Raw genomic sequence first — 13145 nt, forward strand, 5'->3', positions numbered from 1 at the left:
TACTCATACTCCTTTTTCTTAAAGGTAGCTTTTACCAAGCAGTAAAGGCACCATCGATCAGGTAGTCTTCACCGGTGGAGAAGCTACTGGTATCACTTGCCAAGTAAACGGCCATTCCTTGTAATTCTTCTGGCTTACCAAGACGGCCAAGTGGTGCCCAGTCGTTCCAGGTCTTAATCAGTGGCTTCAGGTCTGGTGAACTAAGAGTTAAGTCAGTGCCCATGTAACCAGGACTGATGGTGTTAACCCGGACGCCCCGCTTAGCCCACTCGATGGCTAATGACTTAGAAAGTTGAATAACACCATTCTTAGTTGCGTTGTAAGAACATTGTGGTTGTGGCCGGTTAACGATGTGTGCTGACATAGATGCGGTATTAATAATTGAACCGTGTCCTTGCTTTAACATGTACCGACCAGCAGCGGTTGAACAAAGGAAGACTGAGTTCAAGTTCAGGTTAACAACCTTGAGCCAATCTTCATATGACATTTCTTCGGCAGGAACGTTCAAGCACATTCCTGCGTTGTTGAAGGCTGCGTCCAAGCTACCAAGTTGGTCAGCAACAGTCTTAACCATTGCTTCAACTTCGTCTGGCTTAGTGACATCGGTCTTGACGGCGATGACTTTTTGACCAGTCTTGTCAGCAATTTCCTTAGCAGTTGCTTCTGCCTTTTCCTTGTTGATGTCGACAATTGCAACACTAGCACCAGCTTCGGCAAGACCAGTGGCCATTGCTTTACCTAAACCTTGTGCACCACCGGTAACGTAGATACCCTTACCGTCTAGACGCATACGATCTAAAATTCCCATAAGAGATTCCTCCTCGTAAGATGATTTGATTAAGGGGCCATTTTAATTAACTAATTTAATTTTATAAAATGACTTTGATTAATTCACTTTTTAGGTTACAACCGCTTACAGGAAATGTCAACACTTTTTTTGAAATCGGTTCCAAAATTATAGTTGAAAAATAGTGACTAATCGCTTCATGGCGCTAGTTATGCTAAACTAGAAAGAAGTAAAAAAGATATGGGAGGGGCATAATGCGAACGAAAACGATGCAATCAATCCAGCGTTCGAACTATTCTAATATTTACCACTTGCTGATGGATAGCGAGAAGCTGTCAAAACAAATGATTGCTGAGGAACTCGGCTTGAGTTTGCCGACGGTTACGAGCAACCTCAATAAGCTGCTGGACCAAGGATTAATTTCAAAGGATGGTCAATTAGAGTCCAAGATTGGGCGGCGTGCAACGGCGTATTCTGTTAACCCCAACGCCTTCCTCAGTGTCGGAATTGAAGTATTTAAAAACTACGCGACAATTGCAGTAATTAATTTAAAAAACGAAGTGCTGACAATTCGTACGGTCAACTTGCCATTTGCCAATGATGATCACTATGCGTCAGCACTTTGTAACAATGTTTTGCGGGTGCTACAAAATAATGGCTACCAGGAAGACCGGGTACTTGGTGCTGGAATTGGGATCCAGGGCTTGATTGATAGTACCGGTAGTACCGTTTTATGGGGGAAAATTCTCGACTGTTCGGGGATGAAGACCAGCTTGTTTAGTCAATACCTGCCATTTCCAATTCGTTTCTACCATGATGCGGACTGTGTTGCCACTGCCGAGTACGCGGCTAATTCTACGGACGGAATAGTCCTGTCGATTGGTGAGCATATTGGAACTGCGGTTATCATTGACGGCCAGATCTTGAAGAGCACGATGGGCCGTGATGGGACAATGGAGCATATCAGCATTAATCCCCGTAACGGTCGGCAATGTTACTGTGGCCGTCGAGGTTGTATTGAAACCTATTGCTCGCTTTCATCGTTGTTAGCCCAGACGGAAACACTGGATAGCTTTTTTGTTAGTCTTAAGCAAGGAGACGAGAAGGTTGTTAAGCGTTTTGCGGAATACCTAGACTACTTGGCGGACGCAATTTATAATTTGCACATGTTTATTGATATTCCGATCGTGATTGGTGGCCGGCTGAGTAAGTATATCGACCAGCAGATCCTTCAAGAACTGCGTAACCGGCTTAACAAGATTTCGGTTTTCCCAGAAGATGAGGACTACCTTCGGGTTGGGACAGTTGCGGATAATGCGGTTGCCATCGGCGCGGCGATTCCGTTTATTGATGACAAGCTGAAGGAAATTTAAAAAATAGAGAAATCGTGACACAAAATAAGGCCCAGAGCCCGTCAAATGACGAACTCTGGGCCTATTTATACTCGAGGATGTGCACCCCGTGCTTTTTTAGACTTCAAAATTTATGCATTTTTAGCGCTTTGCTTAGACTTTTCAAGCCGCTTTTCTAGTTCCTTAACGATTTCGGCGTGCTTTTCTTCAGTGAGTGTAACCTTAAAGAAGAATAGGAGTGCCGCAATGATCAACAAGACGATTGGAATGTAGAACATGAACATATTGAATTCCATAATACCATGGGCACTAATATCACTTGGCTTAGCATTCCCAGTCATTCCGGCGGCAACGGCAACAAGGCCGACAATCCCATTAGAAGCGGCACCGGCTAACTTATCGATTAGTGGCCGAACGGAAAGCGTAACGGATTCGTTCCGGGTACCATTGACTAGTTGACCGTATTCCACACTATCAGTAATAGTCATAAGAGTGGCCAAGAAAATTAGTGGGTAAGGGACAAAGTAGAATGCCACGGCGGTCAAAACCCAGTGCAGACTTTGACCGGCAAAGAGGAAAATAACGTAGCCGATCAGCATAAAGGCAATCCCGCCAACGTAAATTGCCTTCCGTTTGATTATTCTTTCAAGGAATGGGTACAGTGAAACGGAGAATACACCTAAAATACAAGTGATCACACCTACCCAGGTATAAGCCGCAGCGTTCCCCAACCGGTAAGTGAAGTAATACATTAATAATGAGTTAGTGACAACGTAACTAAAGGCAAATAGGAAGTATGAAGCAGCAATCCACAACAGCTGGTGGTTATTACCAATTGCACGGAAGATATCCTTTAAGCGGGTATGCTTAGTATTAGAACGGATAAGGTTCTTTTGTTCCTTAATATTCAAGCAGGTAATAATTGCCCCACCAGTACAGAGAACGGCAACGATTAGGACGTAACCCATCCAACCGGCACGCGTTTCCTGGCCCATTGTAACCCCAGAAAAGAGGTGTGAAAATAGCATAATGGCAGGAGTGATAATTACAATAACAATTTGGGCCCCTAAAGTAGAACCAATCCGTGAGGCTGTTCCAAAGTTAGTCCGCACCTTATTGTCGATGCTGACAGCAGGGAGCATTGACCAAATAGCAATATCACTAAATGAGTAGAAGACGTCAATGATTAAAAAGCTAACAGCAAGCAGGATTAAATACACGATTGGGTTGCTCCAGGCGAGGCCAAAGTAATCGGAGAAGAGAAATACTAACCCAATTGAGGCCACAAGTGAACCGGTAAAGATCCATGGCCGGAACTTTCCCCAGCGGGTATTCGTATTATCAACGATCCCACCAATCATTGGGTCAAACATGATTTCACCGACCCGGATAATAACGATGATTGAAGTAACAATACCGACCATCTTACTATCAGTTGAATTGGTGAAAAGCTGGCTAGTGATGAACATCATGAAATAAATGCTGAGAGTATTATAAAACGCATCGTGGCCAAAGGTCCCTAACGCGTATGCAAAGTACTTTTTCAATATTAACCGACCTTTTCCAATATACATTTAATAAAACGATTTTATAAAACTGTTTACAGTTGTATTGTAAATGATACCGTTTTCAATTACAAGCAATTTTTGGTAATTAATTAGTAAACAACATCCGGAAAGGGCATGAAGTAAGGCATTGATGGGTGGAGCAGAAAAAATTAAAAAGATGCTTCTTGACTTTTACCTCAATCAGATTAAAATACAGTTTAAATAATTAAAAATAGATGAGAATAGTAGTGAGAATGTACCGACTAAAGAGAGCACTGGGAGCTGGAAAGGTGTATTGGTAGTTCCCATGAAATGAACTCATTGGACTGGAATGGGTGCAAGCTACATTCCCGGGCGATGACCGTTACCCCATCATTAGAGGCTATTAATAATAGTGAAAATAGGTGGTACCACGGTCGTCGTCCTTGTGCAGTTTGCACGGGGACGTTTTTTATTTAGAAAGGTGTGGAAGAGCATGCGTGTAAAAGCAGAAGACGAACGGAAGTATTTGGAGACGGTGTTTGATAAGCTGGGCTTTTCTCAACAGGATGGTCAATTATTGGCCGATACCCTGGTTGATGCGGACTTACGGGGGATTTCCTCTCACGGGATCCAACGGTTAGCGTGGTACCGGCGGATGATTAAGGACGGAACGATTGTCCCAACCAAGCAACCAAAAGTAGTTCGTGAATTACCGGGCTCCGTTCTTGTCGATGCTAACCAAAACATGGGACAAATTGCTGCCAACCTTGCCATGGATAAGGTAATTGAAAAGGCAAAGAAGGTCGGCGTTGGGATTGCCGTCGTACGGAATTCTAACCACTTCGGGATTGCTGGTTACTATGCCCGGAAGGCACTTGCTGCTGGCTTAGTCGGGATTGCTTTGACAAATACCCGGCCATTGGTAGTGCCAACTAATGCCACCCAAGCTTTCTTGGGGTCAAACGCCTTTGCCTTTGGCTTCCCCGCTAGTCCACACCCGTTCATGTTTGATGGTGCAACGGCGGCCGTTGCCGGTGGTAAGATCCAAGTGGCTGACAAGAAGGGCCAAGAATTGCCTGGTGAATGGGTTATAGACAAGGACCGGAAAGTGGTTAAGGACCCGAAAGAGGCTGAAGACATTCTGGCAACAGCTGCCTTTAGCGAGGGCGAACAACGGGGCGGTGGCCTGGTCACCCTTGGTGGTAATAAGGAAGTCAATGCTAACTACAAGGGGATGGGTAACTCCATTGTGGTTGAATTATTGACCGGGATCTTGGCCCAGGGTTCTATTTCGGCCGATACGGTCAGCGGGAAGCACGACTTTAGCCAGTTCCTCTTTGCCTTTGACCCTGCCTTCTTCGGTGACCCAGAAACTTTGAAGGCCGATGCAACAGCAATGCTTAACCGGATTCGGGGCCTTGAGCACATTCCTGGCAAGAAGACCTGGGTTCCTGGTGACCGTGAATACCGCTACCTGAAGGAAAATAAGCAGGGCGGCGTTTCAATTGATGACAAGACCTACGAGGAAATTTCAACTATCGGGAAAGAACTTGGTGTGGCGGTTCCTCAAGAAATTTAAGTATGCATTTAAGGTATGACTAGCGATCAAATCAAAGTATTATCCTTTTCTCCCGTAATTAGTTACAATTCAGACAAATAGAAGGGAGACTTGAACGATGAAAAAAGCTTTTTTCGCTAGTAAAGGACAAATGGAACTAAAGGACGTTGATAAGCCAACCATCCAAAAACCAGATGACGTGATTATTAAGGTCCTTCGTGCCTGTGTCTGTGGTTCTGACCTCTGGAACTTCCGGGGTATCAACCCAGTTGAAGCACATTCCGAAAACTCCGGTCACGAAGCAATTGGAATTGTTGAAGAAGTGGGGGACGACATTACCACGGTTAAGCCTGGTGACTTTGTCATTGCACCATTTACCCACGGTTGCGGTCACTGTGCTGCCTGCCGGGCCGGCTTTGATGGTTCATGCCAAGACCACACTGACAACTTCTCCAGTGGTGTGCAAGCTGAATACATTCGTTTCCAACATGGTCAATGGGCATTGGTTAAGATTCCTGGCCAACCTGATGACTACAGTGAAGGGATGAAGAAGTCACTGCTGACCTTGGCTGATGTAATGGCAACTGGTTACCACGCTGCCCGGGTTGCTAATGTTGGTGCCGGTGATACAGTGGTAGTCATGGGTGACGGTGCTGTTGGTCTTTGTGCAATTATCGCTGCCAAGATGCGTGGTGCTAAGAAGATTATCTCCACTAGTCGTCACGAAGATCGGCAAGCCCTTGCTAAGGAATTTGGTGCAACCGACAACGTCGCTGTTCGTGGTGACGAAGCGGTTAAGGCAATCATGGATTTGACTAATGGTGCTGGTGCGGATGCCGTACTTGAATGTGTTGGGACTGAACAATCCACTGACACTGCAATGAAGGTTGGCCGTCCGGGCGCAATTGTTGGTCGGGTTGGCCTGCCACACACGCCAAAGCAAGACATGACGACGCCATTTTATAAGAACACCATTGTTGCTGGTGGACCTGCTTCAGTTACCACCTATGACAAGGAAGTGCTTTTGAAGGCTGTTCTTGATGGTGAAATTAATCCTGGTAAGGTCTTCACTAAGACTTTTGCCCTGGATGATATTCAAGCGGCTTACGAGGCAATGGACCAACGGCAAGCTATTAAGTCCTACGTTAAGATGGATTAATTCTTAAAAATAAAAATCCGTTACTTCATCAGATGATGGAGGTAACGGATTTTTTATGTGATTGACAGCATTAAGCGTATAGCAAAAGGGCTGAATGTGATACAATGGATAATGTGCTATGGCCTGGTAGCCTGATCAGGCCGTAAAAAGCGTTCCGGTAACTGCATGGACGGCAAGCAGACCGGACAAAGAAAAAATATATAATGAAGGTGTTTTTACAATGATTCAAACAATCGATTTGAAAAAAGGTATGGTATTTGAACGTGGCGGCAAGCTGTTAAAGGTTTTGCAAATCAACCACCACAAGCCAGGTAAGGGTAACACTTTGATGCAAATGGACATCCAAGATGTACGGACTGGTTCAATTGTTCACACGACTATGCGTCCATCAGAAAAGGTTGAACAAGTTAACGTTGACAAGCGTAATGCGCAATACCTTTACGACGAAGGTGACTCTGCCGTATTCATGGACCTGGAAAACTACGAACAATACACCCTGTCACATGACCAACTGGGGGATGACCGTAACTACCTGGTAGAAAACATGAACATCACTTTGAACTTTGTCAACGGTGACATCATCGGTGTTGAATTACCAACTACTGTTGAAATGACTGTTGCTCAAACTGAACCAATGATCAAGGGTGCCACTATCGATGGCGGTGGTAAGCCTGCTACGATGAACACTGGCTTAGTTGTTAACGTCCCAGCCTTCATCAAGACTGGTGACAAGCTGATCATCAACACTACTGATGGCAGCTACAAGTCACGTGCTTAATTTATTAGTCTTATAAAATAGAAATCTCCGTTACTATTTTGGTAACGGGGATTTTTTTATATTCCTAATTCAAGCTGGTCAGTAGCACCACGGAGAAAAAATACCCCTGTTAGGTAACCTAGAACATTACCTAACAGGGGTGAGAATATTTTTAACCACTTTCTGAATTTTCATGCTTACTATTTTCAAATAAAGAGTGATAGGAACAGGACAACTAATAGCCCAATGATTGAAGTTACACAGGTTAAGACACTCCAAGTTGCCAGTGCTTCTTTAAGACTCAAGCCAAAGTATTCCTTAACCATCCAGAATCCGGCACCGTTAACGTGATCACCGAATGTTGAACCAGCGCCGACAGCAAGAACCATTAGTACCGGACTGATACCAGTACCGGCAACAAGTGGAGCAACCAATCCGGCACCAGTTAAGGCAGCTACCGTAGTTGAACCGAGGCAGAAGTGAAGAAGTGCGGGAATAAGCCAAGCAGCGATTAGTGGTGAAATGTTGGAGTGAATGAACAATGATGAAATATCATTTGCCACACCACCTGTTACAAGCACCTGCTTAAATGCACCAGCACCACCAATGATTAAGAGCATCATAGCAATTTGCTTAATGGCATTTTCCATTGACTGGCCAATCTTTTTCATCTTGGTACCACGTTTAATGCCAAGCGTAAAGATCGCCAAAATTAGTGAGAGAATCATTGCCATGTCAGGACTACCGATAAATTGCAGGAAAATACTAATGAAATTACTGTCCGGTAGGATGTACTTAATGACGGTTGCAAGAATAATTAGAATTAATGGCATCGTTGCCGTTAAAATACTGGTACCAAAGCTTGGCAGGTTGTCATCATTATGTGGTTGACGGATGTTGCCTAGTACTTGGATCTTAACGTTCTTCCGGTAGACTTGAGGGTAAACCTTCATCAGAATGTGGTTATAAACAGGTCCGGCAAGGATAACCACCGGAATAGCGCAGAGTAGACCAATCAGCAGAACAGAACCAAGCGGAGCATGTAAGATTCCAGCGACCGCAACCGGTGATGGGTGCGGCGGAAGAAATGCATGGGCGACGTTTAAAGCAACGGCCATTGGCAGTGCTAAGTAAAGGAAGGCAACGTCAAGTTCAACTGCAATCGCATAAATAATTGGCAGTAGGATTACTAGGCCAACTTCAAAGAACATTGCTAAACCAATAATAAATGAGGTAAGTACAACTGCCAATTCGATATACTTACGGCCAAATTTTTCAGTAAAGGTATTGGCAATCTGGAAACCAGCACCAGAATCAGAAATTAATTGTCCCAGCATTGCGCCAAGACCAAAAATAATTGCTAAGTGGCCAACCTGGTCACCAATCCCCTTTTCAACAACGGTCGGTAACTTCATCCATGGAATTCCGAGGCATAACCCAACCGCTAAGGAAACAATTAGGAGTGAAACAAATGTATTCATCCGAAATTTAATAATTAGCAGGAATAGTAGTGCTACCCCGATTAGCATTATTAGAATAGACATAATTAAAACCCCAATCGTCTTTGTGCAGCAGTTAACAATTTACACTTTTAGTATAGTGAACAAAAACACATGAACACAGTTACAGCTAGTTCACCAGGTGAACCGAAGTGGTCAATTACAGCAATGGCGTGCTATTAGAGGCCTCTTAGTAAGTTCATCACGTGAACTAAACGTACCAATCATTTGTGAACCGACGAACTATAATATAAATGTAAACGCTTCATAGTTTGAACATTTTGTTCGTTAGGAGAGACAGACAATGGAAGTTAATGTCGTAAAAATGCGTCCTGAAGACAACGTTGCCATTGCACTACATGAGCTGCAACCGGGTGAAGTTGCTTTAGGAAAGGTAACTGCTAATACAAAGATTCCACAAGCACATAAGGTGGCCTTAGCCGATATTCCTAAGGGTCAACCAGTAATGCGGTATGGTGTTGTTCTTGGTTATGCTAAGGATGACATTAAGGCCGGTGACTGGGTAAATGAAAATTCCTTGATTTTACCGCCGTCCCCAGACCTGAAAGAACTAAAGAAGGAATATGGTAAAAATATTAAGAGCCTAGATGAATTGCCTAAACCAGCCCGGACAACATGGATGGGGTATGATGTTCCCGGCTGCCAATATGCTGGTACAAGAAATATTCTCGGAATTATGACAACAGTCCAATGCGTCGCCGGCATTTGCCAACGGGCTGTTGATCGGTTAAAGCAAGAGGTGCTGCCAAAATATCCGAACGTTGACGATATTGTGTTAATCCGTCATGGCTACGGTTGTGGGGTTGCAATCAATGCCAAGGAAGCACGGGTGCCGATTCGCGAATTGCGCAATATTATGAAGAATCCTAACTTTGGTGGCCAAATTATGATGGTTGGGCTTGGTTGTGAGAAGCTACAACCGGAAATGCTGGTAGATAAAGACCAGGTTAACGATGATAACTTCATGCTTCTCCAAAATTACAGTGGCTTTCCAAACATGATTGACGCCATTATGAAGATGGCGGAAAAGAAACTGAAAGTGTTGAACCAGCGGAAGCGGACCGAGCAGCCACTATCCAAGCTTAATGTTGGGTTCCAGTGTGGTGGTTCTGATGCCTTCTCTGGTGTTACCGGGAATACAAGTGCTGGTTATGCCTCCGACTTAATTGTCGCTGGTGGTGGTACTACTATGTTCTCTGAAGTCAGCGAAGTCCGTGATGGTGTTCAGTTCATTGCCCGGCGGATTCCAGACCAACCAAACTGCAATAAGTTAATCAAGGAGATGTCGTGGTATGACAACTACCTTGCCGCCGGTGGGGTTGACCGGTCTGCTAATCCAACACCTGGTAACCGGAAAGGTGGATTATCAACAATTGTTGAAAAGTCCATGGGCTCGATTGCTAAGTCCGGTTCTGCACCAATTGCTGAAGTTATTTCTGCAGGTGAAATTCCTTCTAAGCGTGGCTTGATCTTTAATGCCACCCCAGCAGGAGACTTTGTGGTTGGTCCGATGCAACTGGCATCCGGGATGGGACTAGAAGTATTTGTAACAGGCCGGGGAACACCTTACAACCTTGAGGCCGCACCAGTAATTAAGGTATGTACCCGGACAGATCTCAAGAAGTTCTGGGAAGACTTAATCGATATTAACGCCGGGACAATTGCAACGGGAGAAAAGACCGTTGAAGAGGTAGGAACTGAGCTGTTTAATTATATTCTTGATGTTGCGAGTGGCAAGAAGAAGAGTGTTGCCGAATCACTTAAGCTATACAACGATATGGTTCTGTTTAATCCAGCTCCTATGTCATAATTCATGAAATGAGTCGTAGAAAAGAAGCCGTTGACACCTTCTTTTCTACGCTCTTTTTGTTTGTTCCCTCACAAAATTTTTATTTTCTAATGGTAATTTTATGGGTGATTTCTGTTCTCGTGATGAATTGATTGTACCTGTTCAATCGTGAAGAATATCACTATGATAAAGACAGTAAGAAAAAGCTTTCTCTACTAAATAATTAAATTGCGATGTGCAAAATATAGGGAGGATAATCATGAAGATTACAAGTGTTGATGTAATGAAGATTCCTTCTCCAGACGTTAGTTTTAGTGGAAACGGTGGAGGATCAACCGAAGACTGGTCACCAATTATCGTCCGGATTAACACCGATGAAGGTATTTCCGGCTTTGGTGAAGCAGGTTTGGCTTACGGTAAAGGCTGGCGTGCCGGTTACGGAATGGTTCAGGACTTTGCCCACACCATTATCGGTGATGATCCAATGAATATTGAAGGTATTTGGGATAAGCTGCAACGGACAACTTACTGGGGAATTGCCGGTGGTGTTGTTCCTAACGCCGCAATTAGTGCGATTGATATTGCCTTATGGGATATCAAGGGTAAGTACTACAAGACGCCAGTTTACCAATTGTTAGGCGGCAAGACGAATGACAACCTTCGTGCTTATGCTAGCCAACTGCAATATAACTGGGGAGAGGCACCAGATCCAAAGTTACCAAAGTTATCAACTCCTGAAGAATATGCAGATGTTGCACGGCGGGTGAAGGCTGAAGGCTTTACAGCATTGAAATTTGATCCAATCATGTGGGGGGATGACCCACAGAAGCCGTGGAATACACGGGGACCATTAAATCACCGTGAAATTAAGATCGCGTATGACCGGGTTAAGGCAATTCGTGATGCGGTTGGCCCAGACTTTGACATCATTATTGATATGCATGCAAATACTGATACAACCGCAGCAATTGAATACGCTCATGCATTCGAACCATTAAACATCTTGTATTACGAAGAACCGGTTGACCCAATGAATCCTAACTTCTACAAGATTGTTCGTGACAACATGCCTGAAGATATGGCAATTGCTGGTGGTGAGCGGACATTTACCCGGTGGGGCTTCCGGCAAATGCTTGAAGACCGGTCAATTGATATCGTTCAACCAGACTTGACTCTTGCTGGTGGAATTACTGAAACAAAGAAGATCTGTGACATGGCATATACGTACGATATTAATGCACAGGTTCACGTTTGTGGTTCACCAATCGCTATTGCTGCTGCACTACAAGTTGAAGCAGTTATTCCAAACTTCTACATTCATGAAGTTTACCAGCGGGCAATGTACACTAAGGATCGTGCCGCTGCTGTTTATGACGACCTGATTCCGGTAAATGGTCAGGTAAAGGTTCCTGACCGGCCAGGTATTGGTCAAGAATTAAAGCCAGAAATTATTAAGCAAAGTCTCGTTCAAACAATTGATTAATTATGTCAATAGGAGGAAAAATCATGGAAGATAAGTTCTTACTTGGTGGTTACACCGCAGATAGTTACACTGGTGGCAAGCACAATAATTCAGAAGGTATTTACTCTGCTACGCTTGATACTGATAAGGGTGAAATTACGGATATTAGCTTAGTAACGAAGCTTGAAAACCCTGCATTCTTTAACTACTCCATCAAGGACCACAAGATTGCAGTAGTAATGACTAAAAACGACGAGACCGGTGGTGTGGGAATTATCGACTTTGACCCACAAACTGGCAAGGGTAAATTAATTTCAGAATCGATGCTGGACCAATCTGTAAAGGGTAGCTACGAAGCATATAACTACTTTGACCACCTGTACTACTGGAATGAATTAAAGTACACCGTTCCTTCATATGTTTACCTTGATGATAAGCGCAAGATGGTCTTTGCTGCTAACTACAACACGAATGCCATTCTGACTTGGAAGCTTGACGACAATTACCAATTTGTTGAATCACACCGTTATCCAATCGAAGGCCGGGGACCAAAGGCTGTTCAGGATGCAGCGCATATTCACTTTACCCGGCTCCTTCCTGATGGTCGCCTGATCGTTTGCTCCTTGGGTGCTGACAAGCTGTTGGTTTACGATGTAAATGATGACGCTAGCTTAAGTAAAGTCTTTGAATACAAGACTGAAGCTGGATTTGGTCCTCGTCAGTTGGCCTTTAACGAAAATACCAATAACTACATCTATGTCTTAAATGAAGTTGGTAGTCGGACCGCCGTTGTTAAATATGATCCAGAGACTGGTTCATTGAGTCGGATTGCAAGTTACTCTAATATTCCAGAAGGCTTTGCTGGTCATAACCAATCAGCTGGTATTCGGGTATCTGCTGATGGTAAGTTCGTTTACTCATCTAACCGTGGTCACAATTCACTGGCAGTTTACCGGGTAATTGACGGTGGTGCACACCTTGAAAAAATTCAGACGATTAAGACTAACGGTGTTTCACCACGTGACTTTGACTTGAGCAAGAATGGTGACTTTATGTTGGTTGCCAACCAAATGTCACATGAATTAGTACTTTTCAAGCGGGACCCTGAAACTGGCTATCTGTCAATTGCACAAGAAGGCATTAAGCATGATGCATGTGTACGGGTACTTGAAGCTACTGACTTCTTTGCATAAACACTTGAAACTTCCCTTATAAAAACAAATAACAGCGCA

At 44.0% G+C, this 13145-nt stretch carries 10 protein-coding genes; 7 read left to right on the top strand and 3 right to left on the bottom strand.

The window, feature by feature from the left end; genetic code table 11:
* Positions 1-31: 31 nt before the first annotated feature.
* Positions 32-808: an SDR family oxidoreductase gene (locus QOS07_RS00915; RefSeq protein WP_283587144.1), complete on the bottom strand. Its 777-nt coding sequence runs from the start codon at positions 806-808 to the stop codon at positions 32-34.
* A gap of 233 nt (positions 809-1041) precedes the next feature.
* Here QOS07_RS00915 and QOS07_RS00920 point away from each other — a divergent pair, with 233 nt between their 5' ends.
* Positions 1042-2160 (top strand): ROK family transcriptional regulator, encoded by a 1119-nt coding sequence (locus QOS07_RS00920; RefSeq protein WP_283587145.1) that lies wholly within the window; start codon positions 1042-1044, stop codon positions 2158-2160.
* A 110-nt stretch (positions 2161-2270) separates the two neighbouring features.
* Here the strand turns inward: QOS07_RS00920 and QOS07_RS00925 are convergent, their stop codons facing one another.
* Entirely contained in the window at positions 2271-3686 is a 1416-nt protein-coding gene (locus QOS07_RS00925) for a glycoside-pentoside-hexuronide (GPH):cation symporter (RefSeq protein ID WP_283587146.1), read from the bottom strand.
* A gap of 475 nt (positions 3687-4161) precedes the next feature.
* On the opposite strand from QOS07_RS00925, the gene QOS07_RS00930 reads away from it, so the two are divergent.
* From QOS07_RS00930 to efp, 3 genes are all read left to right on the top strand, one after another.
* Positions 4162-5247, top strand: coding sequence for an Ldh family oxidoreductase (locus QOS07_RS00930; RefSeq protein WP_283587147.1), 1086 nt, complete (start codon positions 4162-4164; stop codon positions 5245-5247).
* Between the two features lie 97 nt (positions 5248-5344).
* Entirely contained in the window at positions 5345-6385 is a 1041-nt protein-coding gene (locus QOS07_RS00935) for a zinc-dependent alcohol dehydrogenase family protein (protein ID WP_283587148.1), read from the top strand.
* A gap of 220 nt (positions 6386-6605) precedes the next feature.
* A complete protein-coding gene (gene efp / locus QOS07_RS00940) occupies positions 6606-7163 on the top strand; it encodes an elongation factor P (RefSeq protein WP_283587149.1) in 558 nt (185 codons plus the stop codon).
* 185 nt (positions 7164-7348) lie between these two features.
* Here the strand turns inward: efp and QOS07_RS00945 are convergent, their stop codons facing one another.
* Positions 7349-8686 (bottom strand): gluconate:H+ symporter, encoded by a 1338-nt coding sequence (locus QOS07_RS00945; protein ID WP_078009079.1) that lies wholly within the window; start codon positions 8684-8686, stop codon positions 7349-7351.
* 259 nt (positions 8687-8945) lie between these two features.
* On the opposite strand from QOS07_RS00945, the gene QOS07_RS00950 reads away from it, so the two are divergent.
* The 3 genes from QOS07_RS00950 to QOS07_RS00960 all read left to right on the top strand — a co-directional run bounded on the left by QOS07_RS00950 (position 8946) and on the right by QOS07_RS00960 (position 13106).
* Positions 8946-10472: a UxaA family hydrolase gene (locus QOS07_RS00950; protein ID WP_078009078.1), complete on the top strand. Its 1527-nt coding sequence runs from the start codon at positions 8946-8948 to the stop codon at positions 10470-10472.
* A 238-nt stretch (positions 10473-10710) separates the two neighbouring features.
* Positions 10711-11934: a mandelate racemase/muconate lactonizing enzyme family protein gene (locus tag QOS07_RS00955; RefSeq protein WP_283587150.1), complete on the top strand. Its 1224-nt coding sequence runs from the start codon at positions 10711-10713 to the stop codon at positions 11932-11934.
* A gap of 23 nt (positions 11935-11957) precedes the next feature.
* A complete protein-coding gene (locus QOS07_RS00960; RefSeq protein ID WP_180374486.1) occupies positions 11958-13106 on the top strand; it encodes a lactonase family protein in 1149 nt (382 codons plus the stop codon).
* Positions 13107-13145 lie beyond the last annotated feature (39 nt).

The organism is Limosilactobacillus viscerum (assembly GCF_947387525.1).
GTDB classification, from domain to species: Bacteria; Bacillota; Bacilli; order Lactobacillales; family Lactobacillaceae; genus Limosilactobacillus; species Limosilactobacillus viscerum.